The organism is Mucilaginibacter gracilis, from assembly GCF_003633615.1.
GTDB classification, from domain to species: Bacteria; Bacteroidota; Bacteroidia; order Sphingobacteriales; family Sphingobacteriaceae; genus Mucilaginibacter; species Mucilaginibacter gracilis.
Genome location: NZ_RBKU01000001.1, coordinates 1,407,429 through 1,432,907, shown reverse-complemented (window position 1 = coordinate 1,432,907; position 25,479 = coordinate 1,407,429). Strand labels below are relative to the sequence as shown.

Sequence of the window (25,479 nt, the reverse complement as noted above, 5' to 3'; positions counted from 1 at the left end):
AAAAATATGATCTTAGACGCTAAAATTCCAGCAGGCCCGTTGGCCGAAAAATGGGGCAAGCATAAGTTTAACCTTAAATTGGTTAACCCTGCAAACAAGCGTAAATATGATGTTATTGTTGTAGGTACCGGCCTGGCCGGCGCTTCGGCAGCAGCATCACTGGCCGAGCTTGGCTACAATGTAAAAGCGTTTTGCTTTCAGGATAGTCCGCGTCGTGCACACTCTATTGCCGCGCAAGGCGGTATAAATGCCGCTAAAAACTACCGTAATGATGGCGATAGCGTTTACCGTTTATTTTACGATACCATTAAAGGTGGTGATTACCGCGCCCGCGAAGGCAACGTTTACCGTTTAGCCGAGGTATCTGTTAATATTATTGACCAGTGTGTTGCACAAGGTGTTCCTTTTGCACGCGAATACGGCGGTTTGTTAGATACCCGGTCGTTTGGTGGTGCGCAGGTATCGCGCACGTTTTATGCCCGTGGCCAAACCGGGCAACAATTGTTATTAGGTGCATACTCGGCATTAAACCGCCAAATACACTTAGGCAAGGTAAAAATGTACACCCGTACCGAAATGCTGGACGTTGTAGTAGCAGACGGTAAGGCACAGGGCATTATTACCCGTAACTTAAAAAGCGGTGCTATTGAAACCCATACCGGCCATGCTGTATTGTTATGTACAGGTGGTTATGGCAACGTGTTTTACCTATCTACAAATGCAATGGGCTGTAATGTTACAGCAGCCTGGAGGGCTCACAAACGTGGCGCTTTCTTCGCTAACCCTTGCTATACACAAATACACCCAACCTGTATCCCGGTATCCGGAGATCATCAGTCTAAGTTAACGCTGATGTCTGAGTCGTTACGTAACGATGGACGTGTTTGGGCCCCAAAAACAGTTGAAGTTGCACAAAAGTTGCGCAAAGGCGAATTAAAAGTAACCGACTTAAAGGAAGAAGACAGGGATTATTTCCTGGAACGTAAATACCCATCATTTGGTAACCTTGTACCGCGCGACGTAGCATCGCGTAACGCTAAAGAAGCAGTTGACGAAGGTAAGGGTGTGGGTGCATCGGGCGTGGCTGTATTCCTTGATTTTGCTGATGCCATAGCCCGTTTAGGCGAGGACGAAGTAAGGGCTCGTTACGGTAACCTGTTTGACATGTATGCCCAGATTACCGACGAAAACCCATATAAAACACCTATGCGTATTTACCCTGCTGTTCACTATACTATGGGCGGCCTTTGGGTTGATTATAACTTGCAAACCACTATTCCTGGTTTATATTGCTTGGGCGAAGCTAACTTTTCCGATCACGGTGCTAACCGCTTAGGCGCCTCGGCGTTGATGCAAGGCTTGTCCGACGGGTATTTTGTTATCCCCTATACCCTGGGCGATTATTTGGCAACCATTGGCCCTAAACCGGTTGATGCCAGTAACCCGGCTTTTGCTAAAACTAAGCAAGATGTTGAAGAACGCATAGCTAAACTTTTATCACTACGCGGAACCAAAACGGTTGATGAATATCACCGCGAGTTGGGCCTAATTATGTGGGAATACTGCGGAATGGCCCGTACCGCAGAAGGCCTAACCAAAGCCAAAGGTTTGATACATGCCTTAAAAGAAGATTTCTGGAAAAATGCTATTGTGCTTGGTGTAAACGAAGAGTTTAACTCATCGTTAGAAAAGGCGGGTAGGGTTGCAGATTTCATCGAATTAGGCGAATTGATGGTTGACGACGCCTTAATGCGCTCGGAATCATGCGGTGGACACTTTAGGGTAGAATCGCAAACAGAAGAAGGTGAAGCTTTACGCGATGACGATAACTTCGCCTTTGTAGCTGCCTGGGAATACGCCGGTGAAAACCAACCCGAAGTGCTTAATAAAGAAGCACTGGTATATGAAAATGTTAAGTTAACACAACGATCTTATAAATAAGAGGCAAGAATTAAGAATCAAGATGCAAGAGTCTTGGTTCCTGATTCTTGATTCTCGACTCTAATTCAAAAAGAATGAGCGGAAATATGAACCTAACGCTAAAGGTATGGCGTCAACCAAATTCGGAAACACCGGGTAAATTGGTTACTTACAAGGCCGAAAGCATTTCTCCGGATATGTCGTTCCTTGAAATGCTTGATGTGGTTAACGAGAGCCTGATCCATAAAGGAGAAGACCCTATCCACTTTGACCATGATTGCCGCGAAGGTATTTGCGGTATGTGCTCGTTGTACATCAACGGCCAGCCTCATGGGCCAAAGCGCGCCATCACAACCTGCCAGTTACACATGCGTAGCTTTCACGACGGGCAAACCATTACTATTGAGCCATGGAGAGCATCAGCATTTCCGGTGGTTAAGGATTTGGCAACAGATCGGTCGGCTTTCGACCGGATACAGCAGGCTGGTGGTTACGTATCTGTAAATACAGGTGGTGTACCCGATGCTAACGAGATAGCCATCCCTAAAGTAATTGCCGATGAGGCTTTCAACTCTGCCACGTGCATTGGCTGCGGTGCTTGCGTTGCAGCATGTAAAAATGCTTCGGCAATGTTGTTTGTTTCTGCTAAAATATCACAGTTTGCACTGTTACCTCAAGGCCAGCCCGAGCGTTACCGCCGTGCACAATCAATGGTAGCTCAAATGGACGAAGAAGGTTTTGGTAGCTGCACAAACACCGGTGCTTGCGAGGCCGAATGCCCTAAGGAGATAAGCCTGGTAAACATAGGCAGAATGAATAACGATTACCTGAGTGCCAAATTATTCCGCCAGGAAGAGATAGCACATCACCAGGAATAAGCTAAACCTTATTAAATTATACAACAAAAAAGCTGCCCTTAAAGCAGCTTTTGTTGTATAATAGTATTTCGTTAAATAAGCCTATACCCCACCGGGGCAAGCTTGCAAAAATTAGTGCGATTGAGGTTGCTCAACCGGAACGGAAACAGTTTCGGTTGCCTTCGGCGTGTTGTTATCGCCTGTAACGCCCGATGTAGCATCTTTAAATTCCTTAATACCTGTACCCAGGCCACGCGCCAATTCGGGTATCTTTTTTCCACCAAATAAAACCAGGGCCAATACGGCTATAATAGCAATATCGGGTGCGCTCATAAATAACAATGTTGAGTGTAGCATATCTTTTAATTTAAAAGTTTTTCGTAGCAGTTTAAATTAATATACGGGTATCGGCCTCGTCTGGTTTTTTAATTTGCGGGTTTAGTTAATAAATTAATAAATAAACGGTAAGCACCAGGTACGCCAGCGGGCAGTTCTCTAAAAAACACCAAGGATGTGTAAATAAAACGCCCTTTGCCATAATCGGTTGTAATTAACGATCCATTGTTGGATGCTTCGTTAGGGTCGTTCATTTGGAATATCGTTTTGTAATTCGGGTCAATTTTATCAACATGGTAAATGCTGCGCTCTTGTACCCAGCCATCAAAGTCGGCTTGGGTTATTTTATTGGGGTAGTTTAATAAAGGGCTTTGGGCATCTAAAATGGTAACTTTGGCATCCTCATCAGTAATGCGTTGGTTAATCACCCGGAAGGGGTATGGGCCAATATCGGTTGTAACCAAACCCGCATTGTTGTTATATTGAATAACCAGGTTGCCGCCGTTTTTAACATAGTTAAGTAGTTTGGGCTGCTCAACAGCCATACGGTCGTTAACGTTATAGGCGCGCACTCCGGTAACAATAGCATCGTAAACTGATAGATCGCCTTTCATTACGTCTTCCTCGCTCAATAAAACCACTTTGTAGCCTAATTGGCGCAGGGCATCGGGCACCAGGTCGCCGGCGCCAACTATATAGCCAATGGTTTTGCCGGGCGTTTGTATATTTAACTTTAAAAGCTTTGTTTGTGCAGGTGGGAAAACCGTTATAGTTGGGATATGGTTATACGCCATACGTTTTAAGCCCATTTGGTATTCCGTCCCATTCACTGTAGTAATAACCTTTAAAACATCATTACGCTGTTGATTGTCAAGCGGCCAAACGGTAAAAGTTTCCGTCCATTCTTCGCCTTTTTTCTTTCCGTTAAAAGCTATTTGTTCGGGCATTATCTTCCATCCGGCGGGGGCTTTTAAGGCAACGCTTCCACTTGTTTGCGTAAAGCTTTTAAGCTTAACGGCAATTTTTTGGCTGCTAACGTCCTTAAAAATATAAACGCTGTTATCAATATTGGCCGTTACCGGAGGTGCTATTTCCACGTTACGATAAACTTCGCCACGCACCGGATCTACTGATTTGTAAACCAGCCTGCGCTCAAACTGTATAGGTTTACCCTCAATAATAAACTCAAAAGTAACCTTAGGCAAGTCGCTATTTTCGGGGTCGCCAACCAATAGCTGATTTCCAATAACATATGATCCTAAAGTTCGGGGCTTTTCCAACCAGTAGGGCTGGGTTATTTTCGCCGCGCCGTCTTTTAAATTAAAGGTTTGTAGCTGATTAGCGGGGATAAGCCGTTGAATATCTAACGAAGCACCGGCCATATACGAAATAGTGTTTTGATAAACCGGAATAGCTTGTAAAGCCGCTCCCGAATAGATGCGGTTTATTTTATACCCGGTGTCATACCTGTCAATTAGCTGTGCCTTTACATTCATGGTATCGCCAATAGCGTATGTTGGCTCGGCTGTGTAAGCCTCAAACCATAGTCCTGCGCAGGCGGCAATTAAATTTTTTAACTCTTTGGTTTTTTGCTCGCGCCAGTAGGTGTCGTTTAGTTTTTCTACCCGGCTTAGTACTTTGACCAAACCAGGCACCGATGCTGCCGGTGTATTCTCATCAAACTGTTTAGCTATGATATTGATATTGGCATCCAAGCCCTCTGTATTGCCAATGCGCTTCCAGGTGGTATTAACACCGTCCATCAAATCGGTATGAGGTGCATCTCCCAAAATGGTTTTAAAATATTCAATAGCCTCGCCCCTTTCTTTAGCCGTACCCATGCCCTGGCTCTTGTGCTGCGACCGGCTTTCGGCAGCAATTTCGCCGTAGCCTTTACCCAACACAGGGTTATAAACACCAACATCTAATTTAAACTGATTTTCGGCGCTGGTATTCACACTGCCAAAATTAAAGCTGTTAAACAACAGGCGTTTGGCTTGCCAGGGCTGCACAAATTGCAGTTGTTCCGGGAAACGTTTCGGGTCGGCTGCGGCGGTAAAAGCCTCCTGCGCCAATATTGCCGATGCGGTATGGTGGCCATGCCCGCCTTCGCCTGTAGTAGGCCAGCGGCAAATAATAACATCGGGTTTAAACTTGCGTATCACCCACACAACATCGCCCAAAACAGCTTCCCTGTCCCATATCTTTAAAGTTTCGTCTGGCCCTTTCGAGAAACCGAAATCGTTGGCACGCGTAAAAAATTGCTCGGCCCCATCAATATGGCGCGCAGCTAACAGCTCCTGGGTGCGTATCAGTCCTAAAAGTTCGCCTTGTTCGTTACCTATAAGGTTTTGGCCGCCATCGCCGCGGGTGAGCGATAAATAGCCCGTGCGATAATGCTTTTCTTGTGCCAGGTAAGCCAGTAGCCTTGTGTTTTCATCGTCGGGATGGGCGGCAACATATAAAACGCTACCTAAAATATTTAGCTTTTTAAACGCTTGTTTAATGTCAACCAAACCGGCTTGAGGAGCCGTTTGAGCATAAGCTGTTATGCCAAACAAAAAAAGAAAAGCAAGTAACTTTATTGATCTCATGTTTTAAAAATAATAACGAAAGGTACTAAAAACTGTTTACAACCGTAGATGTGATAGCGAGCGGGCTTAATTAACGATTTTATATATTAATAAGCCAATGTGCATTTTCTTAACAAACTATTGGTTTGTTGGCTTGTTTTTTGTGATATTATCAATACATTAAGTAGTGTGCTGATTAATTAACAAGTCTTTTACAAATGAATGACAGTTAATCGATTGATTAATTCAATCGATTGATTAACTTTGTGCCGGAGTTTAAAAATGGACAAGGACAAAATAGACAAGAAGGATCATATCCTTGATATTTCGGAAAAAGTTTTTTCTGAATTGGGATATGATGGCGCCTCCACCCGGCTCATTTCCGGCGAGGCAGGTGTAAATATGGCAATGCTTAATTATTACTTTGGTTCAAAAGAAGGGTTGTATCTGGCCGTGTTCGAGCGCAAAATATCGGCTTTCCGCACCCTGCTTCAAAACATTGGTAACGACGACAGCATATCCTCGTGGGATAAAATGGAACGTTGCATTGATAACTATGTGGAAAGGATAATCACAAACAGTTGCTTTCAAAAGCTTATCAACAGAGAGATGTCGTTAGCAAAAAAGTCAGGTGTGACCGAGAAAATGACCGCTATTTTGATGGGTAACGTTTTAGAGTTTAAAAAAATTATACAGGAAGGTATTGATAGCGGGTTGTTCCATCAGGATATCGACCATGAATTTACCATCCTTACCATATTTGGCACAAAAAATTATATTATTAATTCGCCCCATATCTCATCAACAATGCTCGGGCATGATATTGGCGATGAGGCCTTTTTAGAGAGTTCAATAAAACCACGGATGAAAGTTTACATGAAAAGACTTTTAAAATCTTACTTAGTAAAACAACAATGATAAACAACACTAATCAAACCAAAAACCACTACGTATTTGCTAAGGTGGCTAAACCTTTAAAAGGGTACGGGAGTGCATTGCTGTTATTTGGCTTGCTAACTGCACAGGTGGCCAAAGCACAGGATAAAACCCTTACCATACAAGAAGCAATAAAATTAGGGATTGATAACAGCAAAACCTTAAAGCTATCGCAATCAAAAATAGACAGGGCGGTATCGCAGTACAACCAGGCTAAAGACAGGCAATTGCCTACCGGGAATGCAAGTTTTGCATACAACCGTGCCCAGATACCTGCACACACGCTTAACCTTGGCGGCCAAACAATAGAGTTGCCCAACAGTGCAAACGCTTATTTGGGTATAGCCTCGGTTGAAGAAACTATTTTTGCAGGCGGCAGGCTTAAATATGCACAACAATCAACCGAGTTGTTAACGCAGGTTGCCCGTTTAGATGCCGATAAAGACAAAGACCAAATAGTTTATGATGTAATAAACGCGTACTATAACCTATACAAGGTTTTGCAGAGCCAAAAGGTTGTGGCGCAAAACATTACTTCTATCGATCAGCAATTAACACAGGCGCAACGCTTTTTCGATCAGGGCCTGGTTACCAAAAACGATGTTTTACGTTTTCAACTACAAAAATCAAACATCCAGTTAAGTGGTCTTGATTTGGAAAGCAACCGTAAAATTATTAACTATAACCTGGATGTATTGCTGGGTTTGCCCGAAACAACCGAATTAAAAATAGATGTTGTTAACGAGGCTAACCACTCGTTGGCGCCTTTAACAGCGTATATTGACTCGGCCATGAATACCCGCCAGGAGTTAAGGCAGCTTGATTTGCAAAACCGCTACGCCGAAACCAACATTAAAAGTATAACAGCGCAAAGGCTGCCAACAGTTGGTGTGGGTGCAAACCTGTATTATCTTGATTTGAGCGGTAACCCTATACCAACATCTGGTAACTATATTGTACCTATTACACTGGCTGCAACGGTATCGTGGAATTTTGGTACACTTTGGACAAACAAAAACAAAGAAGCCGAAGCACGCATACAGCGCGAGGAAACTGTAATAAACAAAAGCATAACTACCGATTACCTGAAAGACGAAGTTAACCGCAATTACCAAAGCTATGTTACAGCTCAGGATAAAATCAAGTTATTGGAAACTGCAATTGCACAGGCTAACGAGAACAACAAAATACTCGAATCAAAATATCAAAGCAATATAGCATCAGTAACCGACAGGGTTGATGCACAAACTTTGTTATACCAGGCACAAATTAACCTGGAGCTGGCTAAAGCCGATGCTGGGCTGGCCTATTATACCCTATTAAAATCAACCGGAAAACTGAACAAATAAAATAAACAACAATGGCAAATACATCAGAACAAACAGATAATAAAAAACCAAACCGGATAATGCCCATTATATTAGGCATTTTGCTTATAGGCGGGATAGTGTTTGGGGTTAAAGAATACATATACTACAGCAAGCACGAAGATACCGACGACGCGCAGATTGATGCCGATATAAGCCCCGTTGTTGCCCGCGTTGGCGGTTATGTTGATAGTATTAATTTTGAAGAAAACCAGCACGTTAACCAGGGGCAGCTATTGGTTAAGCTTGATGAAAGAGATTATAAAGTAAAGCTTGAGCAAGCGTATGCGGCCCAAAAAGGAGCTAGTGCTACAATTGGCGTTTCGCAATCACAGATATATACTACTACAGCAAATTCGGCAAGCGCTAAGGCCAATGTTGAAACAGCTAAAGTTAAATTATTGCAAGCCAAACGCGATTACGACAGGTATGCAAACCTGGTTAAAGATGGTTCGGTAACGCAGCAACAATTTGAGCAAGCACAAGTTACCCGTGATGCTGCACAGGCAGGCTTCCAGGCCGCGCAAGACCAATACAAGGCTGCTTTAGAACAAGTAAAAGGTACCGAAAACCAATTGAGTGTTACTAATACAGGTGTTACGGCAAAACAAGCCGACGTTGATTTTGCGAAACTGCAATTAACTTATACCAGCATTACATCGCCAGCAAATGGTATTGTTTCTAAAAAGAACGTTCAAAAAGGCCAATTGGTGCAAGCCGGACAAACACTGTTCTCGGTTGTAAACGATAATAGCATATATATTACAGCTAACTTTAAAGAAACCCAGTTAGCCCACGTTAAGGCTGGCGAAAAGGTAGAAATTGAAGTTGATGGTTTACCCGGCGAAAAAATTGAAGGCGAAGTTTATAATTTTTCTCCGGCCACTGGTGCCAAGTTTTCTTTGCTGCCGCCGGATAATGCAACCGGTAACTATGTAAAAGTTGTTCAGCGTATACCTGTAAAAATCAAAATCAATGCAAGCAAAGATATTTTGGCGAAACTTCGCCCGGGCATGAGTGCAACAGTATCTGTAATATATAAAAACTAATAAAATGGCAGAAACAGGTTTTAGGAAATGGATCATCACCATTACGGTTATCATGGCCGCTCTGTTGGAGCTTATTGATACCACGATTGTGAATGTGTCCCTTCCCCAGATTCAAGGTAACCTGGGAGCCACACTTGAAGACGTTGCCTGGGTGGTTACCGGCTACTCGGTTGCTAACGTTATCGTATTACCAATGTCGGGCTGGTTAGGCAGCCGCTTTGGCCGCAAAAATTACTTTTTAGCGTCTATCATCATTTTTACAGCGGTATCGTTTTTATGCGGTAATGCCACTAGTTTAAATGAACTGGTAATATTCCGTATTATACAAGGCTTTGCCGGTGGCGGTTTAATATCAACCGGCCAGGCTATCCTGATAGAAACATGGCCGCGCGAAGAAGTGGGTACTGCTACCGCATTATTTGGTTTAGGTGCTGTATTTGGCCCAACGGTTGGCCCAACTATAGGCGGCTTTATTACCGACCATTATGCATGGCCGTGGATATTTTATGTAAACATTCCGGTTGGTGCGCTGGCAGCATTTTTAACAGTTACGTTTGTGAGGGAAACACCAAAAGATGCTAAGGGAAAACCAGTAGATTGGTGGGGAATTGGCTTGCTTGCTGTAGCTGTTGGCAGTTTGCAAACTATTTTGGAGAAAGGCGAAAGTGAAGATTGGTTTTCTAAAACCTATATCCTTGTATTAACTATTGCTGCAGTATTGGGCCTTTTCTTCTTTATGTGGAGAGAAATGACATTCGGGTTCCCGATAGTAAACTTTAAAATTATGCGGCACCGGAGTTTTGCCGTAGGTATGTTTACGTCGTTTGTACTCGGTTTTGGTTTATACGGATCGGTGTTTGTGTTCCCTATATTTTGTCAAAATTTATTGGGCTTCTCTGCACAGCAAACAGGTTTAATATTATTCCCGGGGGGCATTTGTACCATTGTTTTAATGCCGTTTATAGGTAAAATGCTAAAAGCAGGGGTGCCGGCGCAATTTATGGCCACGGGGGGTATGATACTCTTTTTTGTATTTACAACCATGTTAAGCCACTCCACGCTGGCATCGGGCACCGGCGATTTCTTTTGGCCGCTGGTAATACGCGGTGTTGGTATGGCGCTGTTATTCGTTCCGCTAACAACATTAGCCATTCAGGATCTTAAAGGGCCCGAATTAGGACAAGGAACCGGTTTAAATAACATGATGAGGCAATTGGGTGGTTCGTTTGGTATAGCCGCCCTAACAACCCTTATTCACGTTAGGCAGGGTTTTCACCGCAGCAATTTGCTTTCAAACACCAATCAGTACAATACGCCATTTAACCAGCAGCTTGATGCGTTTGTGCATAAGTTTGTGGCTATGGGCTATGGCGTAGGCGATGCTACCAAAATGGCCCTAAAGGCAATTGATGGCCGCGTTATTAAACAAACGCTGCTGTTAACTTATAACGATGCCTATTGGGTGGCCGGTTTAATAATGTTATTTAGTATACCATTAATTTACCTGCAACCATTTAAAAAGAATGTTGAGCTCCCGGTTGATGCTCATTAATAATAAAAGCCGCCCGGTTTGTAACCCGGCGGCTTTCCCCAAAAAAATTAACAATTAATTTATAAACCCCTAAACCAGTAATAATTTTTTTGCTGGTACTTCAAAAATAGGTGCCTTATTAGGGGAGCTTAATCTTATTGTTATAAAATTAGTTTTATTGCTTTAATTATCAAAATTAATTTTGTAAAATAATTATTTCTTTAAAACATAAGTAGTTGCATTTTCGTGGTCGGTTTTTTAACCTTTTGATGTGCCCTTGGCTGTTTTTGTTTTGATAATTATAAAATTTGTATTGCTGTTTGTTTGAGCCCCTTTTGCAGTATCGGCCTTAATAACACTAATGTTTTCAATATTTTTTAAATCCACGCCCTTTAGCTCATCGGCGGTTATAATTTTACCATTCATTTTTATGGTTGTTATGGTTTTATGGTTAAGTTGTTTTGAACCATTGGCCGTTAAGGTTGTGGAATCGCCGGTTTGATATTTGTATAAAAAAAGGGTCATCGGCTTCTTGGATGTTGCAGTTACACGCACACTATCAATCTCCGGTTTTTTATAAGCATCGTCAATTAGCGAAAAATTTACGGGTACTGTATATTGCACCCTCACACGTTTGCCGTTTTGTATTCCGGGCATCCACTTTGGCGATATACTGAGCACACGCATGGCTTCCTGCCCTAAGCCATCTCCAGGGTCGCGCAGGCATTTAATATCCGACAAATCTCCGTCGGCTTCTACCACAAACTGAATAAATACCCTGCCTTTAGTATTGTTTGCCTTTGCTTTATCAGGATAATGAATATTCTGCACCAGGAATTTGCCAAAGCCGCGTTCTCCTCCCGGAAAAGTAGGCTGAATTTCTACAGCATTAAATACCTGTAACGAAACACTGTCTTTTTGCACCGTTGTGGCTGCACTTCCTTTGTTTACATCGGAAACTATACTGCTGGTTTGTTTAAAAGTGAGCGAGCCTTTTTTTAATTCGCTACCGCTTGTGCTGGCGACTGTAATTGTTGACGTAGAATCGTTTATCTCTGCTTTAAAATGAATGGCATTGATAGCAAATGCCTGCTCTGTTTTTTTATTGATGACGCGAATAATGTTGCTGTTGTTAACCGTTGCCGACGAAAAAACAAGCATTGCAGCAAATAAAGGTGCCGATAAACCATATTTTAACAATGCCCTTCGCCGCGATTGATTTTGGTTAAGCATCATAATGCGCTGCTTGAGCAAGCTATGGTTAAAAAAATTATTGGTAAGCTGCTGCGGTACGGTGCCAAAAGTTTGGCTTAATAACAACAAAGCATATTCGGTTTTTGAGGTGCCGGTTTCAATTGCTTTTCTGTCGGCAATATATTCGTGTACACGTTTAACGGCTTTGCGGTAAAAATAAACTACCGGGTTAAACCAGTTAATTATCATTACGGCCTCAATCAATAAAACGTCTGCCGAATGCCATTGGCGGGTATGTACCTGCTCGTGCTCAATAATGGTTTGTTGGTTAGGCAGGCTTGTGCTAACGCGTATTTTTTTGAAGAATGAAAATGCTGCGGGTGCATCGGTTTCTCGCATCATTGCTTTAACCAGGTAAAGCTGGTAAATAAGGCGGCACAGCAATGCAACTGCACCCAAAATATAAACCAATGCAATTATTTGCCCAAGTGTGAGCGGGTTACTTTCTACCGGCTTAACCTGGTAAATAAACTGCGGGTTAACCGTAGCGTAAATGGTTTGGTGTACACGTTGGGTAATAAAAAGCTGGCGTATCCAATCGGACTGCATTACCGGTATCACAAACGATAAAACCGAACCCGCAATAAGGTATGCCCTGTTGAGTTGGAAAAAGGTTTCTTTATCCAGAAATATCCTGTAAAACACAAAGAATAGTACCAGGTAAAGGTTTACCAATAACAAGTAATGCCACCAACTCATCATAGTTTTATTTGTTTTTCAGTTTCTCAATAAGTTTCATTATTTCGTCGGCCTCTTTAAGGTCAATTTTTTCTTTTTTAACAAAGTACGAGAACATGTGCTGCACCGAATTATCAAAATAACCATTAAGCAATTTCTCGGTAGCAAAATTTTGATATTGCTCTTTGCTGATGATAGGGAAATACTCATGGCTTTTTCCGTATGCTTTATGATCTATAAAGCCCTTGGTTTCTAATATCCGTATAATGGTTGATACCGTATTATATGCCGGCTTGGGCTCGGGTAACTCATCTATCACATCTTTTACGTAGCCTTTTTTTAACTGCCACAGTATCTGCATCAGTTGCTCCTCGGCTCGGGTAAGTTCTTTAATCGGGGTCGTCATAACATGAAATTAAAACTAATATATTAGTTTTGCAAGTTTTGTTACAAAAAAGCGCCCGTTAAGGGCGCTATATTCCAGTATTTAAAAAGTGCGTGGTGGGCTGGGTTTAGGCAGCTCCTTGCGCGGTATCATATCTGTGCGTTGTGCGGTATTATAAACAAACGATGCAACAATGGTTGCTGCCTGTTTCAAATCGTCTTCGCTTAGTTTATCATAGGTATCCTGGTTGCTGTGGTGTGTACGGCTACCGTAGTCCATCGAGTCTTGAATAAACTGAAAACCAGGTATACCTAAGGCATCAAAAGGCACATGATCTGTGCTGCCGGTATTACGGATAGTAACCGTGCCCGCTCCTAAATCCTTAAACGGATTTAACCAGCTTTGAAATATTGGCCCGGCTGGTGCATTGCCTTGTAAGTATATACCACGTATTTTGCCGGTACCATTATCAAGGTTATAATAGGCGGAAATTTTAGCCTGATCTGATTTCAGTTCCATAGTTTGCGAGTCGCCAAAATGGTTTGTTACATAGTTTTTCGAACCAAACAAACCCTGCTCCTCGCCGCTCCACAATGCAATGCGGATGGTGCGTTTGGGCTTAAAGCCTATGGCTTTTAAAATGCGCATCGCTTCCATCATCACTGCTGCACCGGCTCCGTTATCGGTACCACCGGTTGCGCCGTGCCACGAATCAAGGTGCCCGCCAAGCATTACCAATTGGTCTTTTAATTTGGCGTCGGTACCCGGTATTTCGCCCACAACGTTGTAACCCTGCAAATCGTTGGTAAAAAACTCTGTTTTAATATCGGCTTCCATTGTTACTTTAATGCCGGCTTTTACCAGGCGCAAAATACGCTGATAGTCTTCGCTGCTGGTTTCCAGTTCGGGAGCAACAGCCCTGGCTGTATCCCGGTAAGATGCGCCATTAGTTGTGAATACGGTGCCATCTGTGCCACGCGCCTGGCTTAACACCAGGGCTACACCTTCTTTAACCTCAAATGCGCTCAACGCAGTACGCAAGGCCAATAAAGAGGCAAAGTTTCCCCGGCGTTGGCCTATGCCACCCCTGCCGCCGCTTTCCTGCGGTGTAGCTGCAGCCATTACGTTTAGTGCGCTATCGGTATAGCGGGAGGCATCGGGTTTGGTGAAGTTTATTTCTACAGGGGGCTTGGCATCCAATATAACAACTTTGCCTGCTAACTTACCCCTATATTTTTCCAGGTCGGTAATGGTATCGGCTTTTATGTAAACAACATCACCTTTTATGGCTCCGTTTGTGCCGGGTGTCCATGCCTTGGGTATTGCAATAATTGCATGGTAGTACGGTACGGTTATAGCCGCATAGTTTTTTTGAACTTCCCAGCCTTTGCCAAATTTGCCCCAAGCTTCGCGGTTGGCATTAACCATTCCCCATGTTTTTAATTGGCTCACTGCCCAATCTTGCGCTCGCTTTAAGCCGGGCGAACCCGATAATCGGGGCCCAGATACATCGGTTAAGTTAAAAGCTATTTCCATTACTTTGGAATTTTTTAAGCCCTCATCGCGTATCTTTTGAACTATTGCCGGGTCGGGCGCGTCCTGTGCAAACATATTTATTGACACACCGGCAGTTAATAAAACAGAAAGAAGTAAATTTTTTTTCATTAGAATAATATTTTTAGAAGTCAGTTAAGCAAACTTATTCAATTACATTATTAAAAAGTAAGGGTGCCGCTAACAAATTTGTTACAAATTAATATCAATACACCTAACTTATAGTAAGTTAGTAGCAGCTATATTGTGTTGGGTTAGCTATATAATTAATTAAAAATGAAAATAAATATAACATTGTTATTACTTGTAATTAGTTTTTACGGTCGCGCTCAAACCGTTATAAAACAGGATGCTGTAATTAAGCAAATGGTTAGCGAGGTATCTGATAAAAATATAGAAGCTATTGTACGCAAATTGGTAAGTTTTAAAACCAGGCATACTTTAAGTGATACCATGAGTAAAACCGAGGGTATTGGCGCGGCACGCAACTGGATAAAAAGCGAAATGGAAAGATATGCCGCTGCCTCGGGTGGTAGGATGACCGTTAAGTTTGACGAGTTTTTGCAGCCCGCCGGCGACCGCTTTGATAAACCAACTGTATTGAAAAACGTTTTGGCCGTTTTAAAAGGCACAGATGATGCCGATAGCCGTATTTATATCGTATCGGGCCATTACGATTCGAGGGTAAACGATGTTATGGATGCCAATTCTGTTGAGCCCGGCGCCGTTGACGATGCATCCGGCACAGCAGTATCTATGGAGATTGCCAGGGTTATGGCTAAACACACCTTCCCGGCAACAATTATTTTTATGGCCGTTGCCGGAGAAGAGCAGGGTTTAAACGGCTCAATACACGTTGCCAAAATAGCAAAGGAAGAGAATTGGAACGTTGATGCGATGCTCAATAATGACATTGTTGGCAATACTCACGGCATGGAAAACGACTTGAAAGATAATATGCACGTGCGTGTTTTTAGCGAAGGCGTACCATCTACCGATGTTGCAGCCCGTGGCGATAGCCTTGCCATGCGCCGTGCCACGGCTGCTATTAATTTACTGGTGAATAATGGCGGCGAAAATGATAGCCCATCGCGCCAACTGGCCCGCTATGTTAAAGAAATAGCGGAGCGCTATGTTGACCAACTGGACGTAAAAATGATATACCGGCGCGACCGCTTTTTACGCGGCGGCGACCATGTTCCGTTTTTACAGCAAGGCTTTAGCGCTGTGAGGTTTACAGAAATGAATGAAGATTTTAACCGCCAACATCAAAACGTGCGCAAAGAAAACGGAACGGATTACGGCGATGTACCTGAATATGCAGATTACCAATACATGCAAAAGGTTGGGCGCATGAATTTAGCTGTACTGGCCAACCTGGCCATCGCCCCGGCGCAGCCACAAAACGTATTAATCCTTACGGCCCAGCTCACCAACAAAACCAGCCTGAAATGGAACTCCCCAAAAGGCAAAGCGCCAGCCGGCTACTACGTACTCATGCGCGAAACCACAAGCCCCTACTGGGAAAAAAGGTTTTACGTAACCGAAACCAGTGCCACCCTCAACTATTCAAAAGACAATTACTTTTTTGCAGTACAAGCCGTTGATGCCGATGGCCACGAAAGTTTGGCCGTATTTCCAAAGGTTGGGCGCTAAAATTTGATAAATAATAAAACCATATTGAAAACAAATTGTTATAAGAGACTTTCAAGCAGAGCGGTGCTTTATTTTTTACGCAAAACATAATCTGCATTGTTATGTTTGGTTGGTGGTTAATGGCGATGAATTTTTAGATGAAAAGGCTATTGTGCCAAAATGTAAGATATCCTAATTGTTTTTAATATATGCAAATGAATACTATTTATAGATTAAGCCTTTTATTGTTATTGGTTATCTTATATGCCTCGTGCTCTTCCATAAAAAATGTAAAGTATTTTAGCAATTTAGCAGATACTACACATAGGGTTGAATTAGAAAAGTTAAATTTTACTGAGCCTAAAATACAGCCCGACGATATACTTTCCATCAATATCCAAACGGTTGACCCCACCTCGAGCCAAGTTGTTACAACAGGTAATATGCAAAGCTCGGCTGTTGGTAACAGCAATACATCTGGTAACACAGGTCAAATTTCCGGATATTTAGTTGATAGCAAAGGAAATATTGAACTGGCCGTAATTGGATCTATCCATGTAGCAGGTTTAACTACCGAACAAGCTAAAGAAGTTATCAGAACGCAAGCGCTTGAGTATTACAAAAAGGCATCGGTAAGTTTACGGTTTGCAAATTTTAAAATTACCATTCTTGGCGAGGTATCAAAACCAGGAACCTACGTGCTATCAAACGAAAAAGTTAATATACTTGATGCTTTGGGGCAGGCCGGCGATTTAACGATATACGGTAAGCGAACAAATGTTACGTTGATAAGAAGCTATGATGACGGCCGCCGCGAACTGGTTCATCTGGATTTAACCAGTAGTCAAATCTTAAATTCGCCATATTACTACTTACGGCAAAACGATTATATTTATGTAGAGCCAAGTAAATCAAAAGTTGTAGCATCTGATGCTATCCAAAATCGTAATATATCAATTATAACGGCTGTTGCGGCCTCTTTGGTATCGTTATTAGCTATTCTTATTAGTACCAATAAATTGTAATTATGCCATCCGCGATCGATCAATCTGGAAATAAACCCTCACAACGTAACGACGACGATGTTATAGATTTTAAGCAAATCATCTCTGTTGTTATAAAACATTGGTATTTGTTTGTATTAAGCATAGCAATATGTTCTGTTTTAGCTTTTGTGTATGCGTATTATGCCTCGGCTGAGTGGAGTGCATCAGCAAAGATATTGGTTGATGATTCTAAAAATAACCCGTCTTCGGCGGCAAGTGCAAGCGGCTTAGGCTCAGATTTTGGTTCTCTTTTTAATGTAAAAAGCAGTGCCGATAACGAAGTGCAGATATTGAAATCGCGTAGCTTAATGGAAAATACGGTTAAGCAATTGCAATTAAATGTTAGAGTTTTTAGTAAAGAGGGGTTAAAAGAAACCGAGATATACCAGGAGTGCCCATTTTCAATTAAGCTTAATTATAAAGCGGACACGCTTTTTGTGCAAAAATACAACATTAAATTTGATGCAAACGGGCAATATACTATTACCAATAGCAAAGAAAATGTTAATGAAACGGCAAGAGTTGGCCAAACTATCAAATTAAAAAATTATGATTTTGTTCTCAATCCGATAACAAACAGGTTACCTACAGGCTCTTATACCATAAAAATTGTATCTGTTGATGACGCCGTTGCTCAATTGAGCAATAGTTTTATTGCTGCTTTATCTGATAAACAGGCTACAACAATTGATTTATCTTTAAGCTACCCGCAGCCCAAAAAAAGCGAGGTGATTTTGGAAGAGATAATGAAGTTGTACCTGCAATCTAACTTACAAAACAAAGTGCAAATAGCCGATTCTACTATAGAATTTATTAATAGTAGAATAAACCTTGTTGGTAAGGAGCTTAACGAAATAGAAGGTGATTTTGAATCCTACAAAACAAGAAATGGAATTGCCGACATCAGTACCCAATCAAAGGTTTTAGTGAGTAGTGCCAACGATTATTATGATAAGCTTAACCAGACGGAAACCCAGTTAAAAGTTATTCAGGATCTGGAAAAAGTTTTGCATAACCCGCAAAATAAATCAGTAATCCCTAGCTCTATGGTTGCGCCTAACGATGTAGCATTTGGGCAGTCCATCAATACGTATAATGAAATGCTCATTCAGCGTGATAAAGCAAGTTTGGCCTATACTAACAACAACCCCATTATACAAAACTACGACCAGCAAATTGAAACCGCCCGGCAAACGTTGCTCAGAAGCATTACTTCGTTTAAAAGTAACCTGCAAACATCTGAGTCAGAACTGAAACGACAAAATGGAAATGTAAATAATAAATTACTCCAGGTTCCGGCTAAAGAACGGGGGTATCTGGATATACAGCGGAAGCAAGCACTGAAGCAGGATTTGTACCAGTTTTTATTGCAAAAAAGAGAAGAAACGGCCATATCAAAAACCTCCACTATTTCAAGTTCCAGAATTATAGATCATGCTAAAAGCGATTTTTATCCCTTTAAACCTAAAAAATCAATCATATTTTTAGTGGGCATTTTTTTGGGACTGGTACTGCCCACCGCTTATTTGTTTATAAAGGAGTTATTGAATATTAAAATAAACTCGAAGCAAGATGTTGTAAAGGCAACCAATGCAACAATTGTTGGTGAAATAGGCCATAACGAAGCGCAGGAAACATTAGTAGCCATAAACCATTCGCGTACAATTATATCTGAGCAGTTTAGAAGCTTACGAACCAAGTTAAATTATTTACTAAATACATCGAAGCCAAATGTTATTTTATTTACTTCGAGTATGGGTGGCGAAGGCAAGTCTTTTCTTTCGGTTAATTTGGGTAGCGCGTTGGCACTTACGGGTAAAAAAGTAGTTTTTATTGAGCTGGATTTACGAAAGCCCAAACTTTCTGAGATAATGGGCCATGACCATAATACTTTTGGTTATAGTAACTACGCTGTTTCTGAATTTACTGATATTAATAAGTTAATTAAACCAATCTGGTTTGATGAAAACTGTTCTTTAATTTCATCCGGACCTATCCCCCCTAATCCAACAGAGCTTTTAACCAACCCTAAGTTGGAACGGTTGATTAATGAGTTAAAAACCAAATTTGATTATATCATAATTGATTGCGCGCCGGTAGGCTTAGTTACCGATGCCTTAATAATAGAGAAACTGGCCGATTTAACGTTTTATGTTGTTAGAGAAAAGCATACTTATAAAGAACAAATTAACATTATTAACAGCCTTAGGGATACAAACGAAATTAGGAATTTGTACATCATTTTAAATGATATAAAAATTAACCGAAATAGTTATTCTTCTTATGGCTATGGTTTGGAGAAACCACAAAAATGGACTTCGAAACTTAAAGTGAAAAGAAATTGATTATTTATATAGGTAGTCAATATGCGATTAAGAAAGGTGATTGTGGTTATAAAAGATAAGCTTATTAAACTCCTTTCCGGAGGCCATGAGCGAACCATCAAGGCACGAAAAAATATATTTCTATCAATTTTATACAAAGGTGGAAGTATTGCAATTAGTATAATAATAATACCGTTAACAATTACCTACGTAAACTCCGACACTTATGGAATTTGGATTACTTTAAGTTCTATTATTTCTTGGTTTAGTTTTTTTGATGTAGGGTTGGGTAATGGGTTAAAAAACAAACTGGCGGAAAACAATGCTTTAAACGAAACCTCAAAGTCAAAGTCTTATATAAGTACAACATATGTAATACTGGGTGTAATATCGCTTATTGTTTTTGTGGTGTTTTATTTTGCTAATAAGTTTGTAAACTGGAATACAGTTTTAAATACTAAAATTACAGACAATCATTATCTGCGTCATGTGGTTTTGTTGCTCGTTAGTTTATTCTCAATTCAATTTGTAACTCAAATAATTAACTCAATATTAACTGCTTTCCACAAATCTGCACGTGTTGCCTTAATAACATTTCTGGGGCAGCTGTTAAGTTTAACATTTATATTTTTTATCCGGTATTATATTTCGGGTTCATTAATTCTATTAGTTATCTCCATGGCTGGCATACCATTAATAGTACAGTTATTGGCAAGTTTAATTTATTTTTCCAAAGAATATAAAGTCTATTCGCCGTCTTTTAAATATGTGGATTTATCGCAAGCAAGGGATTTATTAAGTGTAGGAGGAAAGTTTTTTTTTATTCAAATAGGCGCATTAATACTATTTCAAACAGATAATATAGTTATCACGCAAGTATTTGGTCCTGCGGATGTAACTATATTTAATATAGCCTATAAACTTTTCTCGGTGCTCATACTTTTATTCAGTATTATTATAACTCCGCTTTGGAGTGCCTATACCGATGCTTACGCAAAAAACGATTGGATTTGGATTAGATCATCGATGATAAAAATGCAAAAGTTTTGGATGGTTTTATCTGTATGTAGTTTGGCGCTGTTAGCAGCCTCTTCTTTTGTATACCGTTTGTGGCTGCACGGTAGCGTATCGGTTCCGTTATCATTATCAGTAGCAATGGCCGTATATGTTATATGCTATGTTTGGCAATCAATCCATGTTTATTTTTTAAATGGCGTGGGCAAAGTAAAGTTGCAATTATATCTTGTTATGGGGTGCTCGGTAGTTAACATTCCAATGGCCATTTTTTTTGCCAAATATTGGGGGCTGGCAGGCGTTACTTATTCGAATGTGGTTTTAATTTTTATAACGGGTGTTATTTTTTCTATTCAATGTAAAAAAATCATTAATCATACCGCAACCGGCATTTTTAATAAATAGATGATTATGTATAATTCAAAATACTTAGATAAAAAGTTATTTTTTTTAAACCCATTGTTTATTTATCTAAAATGGTTGTTAACTAAAGTTAGCTATCAAAGTAAATATTGGGGAAAGCATTTAAGAATAGGTTATTTAGCTCACGTAGATCAATGTGTTTTTAGCGAGTACAATAATGTTGGGGCAAACTCCGATGTTTATAATTGCAACATAGGGAAGTTTAGCTATTGTGGTGATAATTGTTTGATTTTACATGCCGACATAGGTTCGTTTTGTTCTATCGGGCCTAACGTAATGATAGCACCCGGACGGCATCCTACCTCCACGTTTGTTAGTACGTTTCCGGCACTTTTTGCCCGCTTTCAACACATAAATTATGACTTTAACGCTAAGAGCTCATTTGAGAGTCATCAAAGAGTGCTCATTGGAAGTGATGTATGGATTGGTGCCAATGTTTTGGTTGTTGATGGGGTGAAAATTGGTGATGGCGCAGTTGTAGGTGCTAATTCTGTTGTTACAAAAGATGTTGAACCTTTTCATGTAGTTGGAGGTGTGCCGGCCAAATTTATTAAAAAGAGGTTCACTGATGAGCAAATAGATGTTTTAATGAAATCGAAATGGTGGGCGAAAGATAATGAATGGATCAAAAACAACATCCATCTTTTTGAGTCAATAGATCAGTTTATTAGTGTTATAAATAACGTATAATTTAAGTGTTAAAGTCGCATTATGAGTTATATCCGTATCGTCAATAAAGCAGTAAATCGTGCTGTTAAATCTGTAATGGGTATTGCATATTGGGTAGTAACCTGGTTTAGGTTTAAAGTAAACGGCGTTACGTTTTCTTTAAAATATTATCCAAATGGTTTCCCGGTAGTTAACGTTAATTTAAAAGGTAGTTTTTCGATAGGGCATAATTTTAGGTTTAATAGCGGCAGGCGTCATAATATCATTGGTAGGCAACAACTTTGTTATTTTGTGGTTGGTCCGCAGGGAAAGTTAACAATCGGCAATCATGTGGGCATAAGCAGTACGGCAATTGTATGTTATGAAAGCATCATTATCGGCGACAATGTGAAAATAGGTGGGAATACGGTTATTTATGATACAGACTTTCACTCATTAAAAGTTAGCGAAAGAACAAAAGTTCCTGAGGATTTTAGTAAAGTAAAAACTAAGCCGGTGAAAATTGAAGACAATGCTTTTATTGGCGCCCATACAACCATATTAAAAGGTGTTGTAATTGGCCGTAATTCTATCGTCGGGTCGTGTTCGGTAGTAACTAAAAACATTCCGCCAGATGAAATTTGGGCCGGAAATCCGGCACGGTTTATTAAAAAAATTGAACCGGAAAATATATGAACCCAATGATCTTAAAAAAACTATGCAACCATTAATATCAATAATTACAGCAACATATAACTCTGGTAAAGTTTTGGAGAATTACCTGCTCAGTATAAAAAACCAAACCTATAAAAATATTGAGCTGATTGTTGTTGACGGTGCGTCAACTGATAACACAATAGAAATAGTAAAAAAATACCATGATGTTGTTAATAAATGGATTAGTGAAAAAGATAGTGGTGTTTATGAGGCCTGGAACAGAGGCTTGGCTTTAGCACAAGGCGAATGGATTGCATTTGTTGGTTCGGATGATGAGGTATACCCCGATGCCTTTAGTAGTTATGTGCAGTTTTTAAATAAAGCAGAAAGTGAAAATTTTAATTATATATCATCACGAGTAAAAATTGTTGATGGCAAGGGTAAATTTATTCGGCTATTGGGCTGGCCGTGGGTTTGGGAAACATCACGAAAAGTTTGCAATATTGCGCATCCGGGTTCGCTGCATCACAAAAGCTTATTTAAGCAATTTGGTAACTATAACACATCTTTTAAAATTTGTGGCGATTATGAATGGCTGCTGCGGGTTGGTGAAAACTTAAAGGCGGGGTTTATGGACCAAATAACAGTTAAAATGGCACTAGGCGGGCTAAGTGACACTTTGGGTGTAGTTAAGGAATCATATAGGGCTATAAGCGAAACGGGTAGTGCTACAAAGCAGGAAGCACTTAAATTATATTACTTGCAGACTATTAAGTTTGCCGCTAAAAAAGTTTTAAGGAAATTGAACATCAATATTATACTTAAAAAAGATTAGTGAAATTATTATTTGTGTAAGTATATCAATAAAAATATAGGTGATTGAAATTCAGAAATTAAAAAACAAGTTAAGTTATTACATACTTGCTTTTATCGCCTTCCAGCAATTTCCTGTTATCAGGATTGGCGGTAGCTTTAAGATATACGAACTGCTAGCATTGCTACTGCTTATAGTTAACATATTGTCGTTTGATAAAACAAAAAAAATTACCAAATTAACTTTTATATTGTTTTGCTTTTTTGTTGCTTCGCCGGTTATTAGCTATGTACTATCTTATATAACCCAAACATATCCCATTGGCTTTTACAATAAATATCCCGAAGCAAATTCTTTTAAATACAATTACTACTTCTTTCCTACGCTTCAGCTCATATTTATGTTTTTTAATTATGCGGCTTTTAACACCATAAGCTCATCTAAATATATTTATGATAATGTTGAAAAAGTAATTAAAACATCAATAATCATAGCTACGGTTATATCAATCTATTCTTTAATATCCATGGTTTCGTTTGATGTGGTGCAGGCGCTGCCTTCATTTATTCAAAACAAATCAAAATATTATTTCAGAGGTAGTGGATTATCGCAAGAACCGGGTATATACGTGTTGTATCAGGCCTGGATATGTTTGTTTGTTTTTTATTCAAGGCATTTTTTTAAGCAAAACATCTGGTTAATTATTGCGGCCATTAATGTTGCTTCCTTGCTTTCCACTATATCAACTACGCTTATTGCTCTGCCAATTATTTTATTGTTTTCTGTTTTTGTTTTCAAAAGCAGCTTTAAAAATAAATTGATTGTGATCTCTGTTGTATTCACATTTCTGTTAATAGCAATAATTACAGTTTATTACTACAATTTATTTGATTCGTTTGACGCGCTATTTACCAACAAGATAGCCAATTTTTTTCAAGATCCCGATCATACATTGGATAGCGGGTCTTTCAGAAGATATACTTCACGTATAGGATTAAAAATGTTTAACGATAATTTTTTTACCGGCGTGGGTGTAGGTAAAAGCATATACTATATGTATTTGTATGAGTTTAAAATGGGCATACGTACATTTGGCTTAACGTTAGAAGCCGGCATCTTTCCTCAAAATTTGTTTTCGATAGTTTTGAGTGAACAGGGTATCATTGGAGGTATTTCTTTATTGTCTCTCATTATATACACGCTAAAAAAATTATGGAAAAACCGTAGTGCATCAAAATATCACCAAATGTTTTTTATCGGAACGCTTTTTAACATATCAGCAATGTTAACCTTGGCACCGGCATATTCATTTTACATCTGGGCCTTTATTGCCCTTGCCCTTTGCTATAATAAATTTTATAAATATAACTTTGAATGAAAAAGATATTATTTATAGATCAGTTTAACAAAATTGGCGGTGGCCAAAGTGTATTGTTAGATTTGGTTGCTGCTGCCAATGCCAAAGGTTTAAAAACTACAATAGCTTTGCCCCGAGGTGATTACGTAGAAGCAAACGCTGCCGCTGGAACCGGTTTTTTTTATTTGCCGCAACTAAAACTAACCAACGGAAAAAAAAGTGTTTTGGATTTGGCAAAATTGATAATCCATTACCTGAGTTTGTTTAGGTTAGTTAAAACTATTAAGCAACATGATTATGTTTATGTAAATGGGCCTCGGTATTTTATGTTTATATATCTGCTTTCATTTTTTGTGAAAAGGAAGTTTATATATCACATCCATATTGATTTTACCCACTCGGGCAAGTTGCTGCTGCAAAAAATAGTTGATTCTCCTCAAGCCTATAAAATAGTTTTTAATTCAAATTACATATTAGAAACTTTTTTAGAGTCGGCAAATTTAAAATGCACAAAAAGTAGTAAGTTGTTGGTAATTGAGCCATCGCTTTCGGCAACGTTTAGTAACCTTGAATTTGAAGATAGGTTTAGCGAACCCAAGGATAGCAATTACAGCTTTGTATGTATTGGGCGTATTATACCAGAGAAAGGCTTTGATACCTATTTAAACATTGCGTTAAAGTATCCTGATATTGAGTTTTATATTATCGGCGATGCTGAAGTTGGCACATCAAACTACTATCAATCGCTTCGGAATAGGGCAACGGCTAACGTTATCTTTACAGGCAAGTCAACCAATGTTTCTTTGGCAATAAAATCTAAAGGTGTGCAGTTCTCTATAGTTCCATCGCAATGGAACGAACCTTTCGGTATTGTTGCTATTGAAGCCATGGCTTGCTCTTGCATTACGTTTGTTGCAAATAGAGGCGGATTAGTAGAGATTGCGAGCCATACAGGAGCCGTGAATTTTAAAGATGAAGAAGACCTTGTTTTAAAAATAGACTCCATTCTAAAAAAATCAGGTACAGAAAAGTTGGACATAGCGTATGCGCAATACCTTAAAACGCAAGCAAAGTATAATTTTGAAAATTTTTCGGCTAAATTTAGTAATCTGATACAGTAA

Annotated in this window: 20 protein-coding genes; 15 read left to right on the top strand and 5 right to left on the bottom strand. The window is 39.9% G+C overall.

Annotated features, from left to right (window positions below):
- Positions 1 to 6 precede the first annotated feature (6 nt).
- On the top strand, positions 7 to 1,941 hold the full coding sequence (locus tag BDD43_RS06025) for a fumarate reductase/succinate dehydrogenase flavoprotein subunit (protein WP_121196825.1): 1,935 nt from the start codon (positions 7 to 9) through the stop codon (positions 1,939 to 1,941).
- Between the two features lie 74 nt (positions 1,942 to 2,015).
- Positions 2,016 to 2,798: a succinate dehydrogenase/fumarate reductase iron-sulfur subunit gene (locus tag BDD43_RS06020; RefSeq protein ID WP_121196824.1), complete on the top strand. Its 783-nt coding sequence runs from the start codon at positions 2,016 to 2,018 to the stop codon at positions 2,796 to 2,798.
- 111 nt (positions 2,799 to 2,909) lie between these two features.
- On the opposite strand, the gene BDD43_RS06015 is transcribed toward BDD43_RS06020, so the two are convergent.
- Together BDD43_RS06015 and BDD43_RS06010 are read right to left on the bottom strand one after the other, a co-directional pair.
- A complete protein-coding gene (locus tag BDD43_RS06015; protein ID WP_121196823.1) occupies positions 2,910 to 3,134 on the bottom strand; it encodes a twin-arginine translocase TatA/TatE family subunit in 225 nt (74 codons plus the stop codon).
- Positions 3,135 to 3,202: 68 nt separating this feature from the next.
- Complete coding sequence (locus BDD43_RS06010; RefSeq protein WP_121196822.1) at positions 3,203 to 5,707, bottom strand: PIG-L family deacetylase; 2,505 nt, start codon at positions 5,705 to 5,707, stop codon at positions 3,203 to 3,205.
- A gap of 261 nt (positions 5,708 to 5,968) precedes the next feature.
- On the opposite strand from BDD43_RS06010, the gene BDD43_RS06005 reads away from it, so the two are divergent.
- Genes BDD43_RS06005 through BDD43_RS05990 form a run of 4 tightly spaced genes read left to right on the top strand, consistent with a single transcriptional unit; the run spans position 5,969 to position 10,590 of the window.
- A complete protein-coding gene (locus tag BDD43_RS06005; RefSeq protein WP_121196821.1) occupies positions 5,969 to 6,604 on the top strand; it encodes a TetR/AcrR family transcriptional regulator in 636 nt (211 codons plus the stop codon).
- Positions 6,601 to 7,971, top strand: coding sequence for a TolC family protein (locus BDD43_RS06000; RefSeq protein ID WP_121196820.1), 1,371 nt, complete (start codon positions 6,601 to 6,603; stop codon positions 7,969 to 7,971). Before BDD43_RS06005 ends, BDD43_RS06000 begins: the two co-directional genes overlap by 4 nt.
- A gap of 11 nt (positions 7,972 to 7,982) precedes the next feature.
- Positions 7,983 to 9,038: an HlyD family secretion protein gene (locus tag BDD43_RS05995; protein WP_121196819.1), complete on the top strand. Its 1,056-nt coding sequence runs from the start codon at positions 7,983 to 7,985 to the stop codon at positions 9,036 to 9,038.
- Between the two features lie 4 nt (positions 9,039 to 9,042).
- Positions 9,043 to 10,590, top strand: a complete 1,548-nt coding sequence (locus BDD43_RS05990; RefSeq protein ID WP_121196818.1) for a DHA2 family efflux MFS transporter permease subunit — start codon at positions 9,043 to 9,045, stop codon at positions 10,588 to 10,590.
- A gap of 237 nt (positions 10,591 to 10,827) precedes the next feature.
- Here BDD43_RS05990 and BDD43_RS05985 read toward each other — a convergent pair whose 3' ends face one another.
- The 3 genes from BDD43_RS05985 to BDD43_RS05975 all read right to left on the bottom strand — a co-directional run bounded on the left by BDD43_RS05985 (position 10,828) and on the right by BDD43_RS05975 (position 14,551).
- Positions 10,828 to 12,525 carry a M56 family metallopeptidase gene (locus BDD43_RS05985; RefSeq protein WP_121196817.1) on the bottom strand — a complete coding sequence of 566 codons (1,698 nt, stop codon included), beginning with the start codon at positions 12,523 to 12,525 and terminating at the stop codon, positions 10,828 to 10,830.
- Positions 12,526 to 12,529: 4 nt separating this feature from the next.
- The gene (locus BDD43_RS05980; protein ID WP_121196816.1) at positions 12,530 to 12,907 is read right to left on the bottom strand and encodes a BlaI/MecI/CopY family transcriptional regulator; all 378 of its coding nucleotides are present in this window, start codon (positions 12,905 to 12,907) and stop codon (positions 12,530 to 12,532) included.
- An 81-nt stretch (positions 12,908 to 12,988) separates the two neighbouring features.
- Positions 12,989 to 14,551: a M28 family metallopeptidase gene (locus BDD43_RS05975; protein WP_121196815.1), complete on the bottom strand. Its 1,563-nt coding sequence runs from the start codon at positions 14,549 to 14,551 to the stop codon at positions 12,989 to 12,991.
- A 165-nt stretch (positions 14,552 to 14,716) separates the two neighbouring features.
- Between BDD43_RS05975 and BDD43_RS05970 the strand changes: the two genes are divergently transcribed.
- From BDD43_RS05970 to BDD43_RS05930, 9 genes are all read left to right on the top strand, one after another.
- Positions 14,717 to 16,096: a M20/M25/M40 family metallo-hydrolase gene (locus tag BDD43_RS05970; RefSeq protein ID WP_121196814.1), complete on the top strand. Its 1,380-nt coding sequence runs from the start codon at positions 14,717 to 14,719 to the stop codon at positions 16,094 to 16,096.
- A 194-nt stretch (positions 16,097 to 16,290) separates the two neighbouring features.
- Positions 16,291 to 17,100, top strand: coding sequence for a polysaccharide biosynthesis/export family protein (locus BDD43_RS05965; protein ID WP_121201893.1), 810 nt, complete (start codon positions 16,291 to 16,293; stop codon positions 17,098 to 17,100).
- 2 nt (positions 17,101 to 17,102) lie between these two features.
- Complete coding sequence (locus BDD43_RS05960; protein ID WP_121196813.1) at positions 17,103 to 19,466, top strand: GumC family protein; 2,364 nt, start codon at positions 17,103 to 17,105, stop codon at positions 19,464 to 19,466.
- A 21-nt stretch (positions 19,467 to 19,487) separates the two neighbouring features.
- Positions 19,488 to 20,864 (top strand): lipopolysaccharide biosynthesis protein, encoded by a 1,377-nt coding sequence (locus tag BDD43_RS05955; protein ID WP_121196812.1) that lies wholly within the window; start codon positions 19,488 to 19,490, stop codon positions 20,862 to 20,864.
- A gap of 6 nt (positions 20,865 to 20,870) precedes the next feature.
- Positions 20,871 to 21,572 (top strand): CatB-related O-acetyltransferase, encoded by a 702-nt coding sequence (locus BDD43_RS05950; RefSeq protein WP_162846992.1) that lies wholly within the window; start codon positions 20,871 to 20,873, stop codon positions 21,570 to 21,572.
- Between the two features lie 21 nt (positions 21,573 to 21,593).
- On the top strand, positions 21,594 to 22,226 hold the full coding sequence (locus tag BDD43_RS05945; protein WP_121196810.1) for an acyltransferase: 633 nt from the start codon (positions 21,594 to 21,596) through the stop codon (positions 22,224 to 22,226).
- Between the two features lie 22 nt (positions 22,227 to 22,248).
- On the top strand, positions 22,249 to 23,022 hold the full coding sequence (locus BDD43_RS05940; protein ID WP_162846991.1) for a glycosyltransferase family 2 protein: 774 nt from the start codon (positions 22,249 to 22,251) through the stop codon (positions 23,020 to 23,022).
- A 40-nt stretch (positions 23,023 to 23,062) separates the two neighbouring features.
- On the top strand, positions 23,063 to 24,379 hold the full coding sequence (locus tag BDD43_RS05935; RefSeq protein ID WP_121196808.1) for an O-antigen ligase family protein: 1,317 nt from the start codon (positions 23,063 to 23,065) through the stop codon (positions 24,377 to 24,379).
- Complete coding sequence (locus BDD43_RS05930; protein WP_121196807.1) at positions 24,376 to 25,479, top strand: glycosyltransferase family 4 protein; 1,104 nt, start codon at positions 24,376 to 24,378, stop codon at positions 25,477 to 25,479. Before BDD43_RS05935 ends, BDD43_RS05930 begins: the two co-directional genes overlap by 4 nt.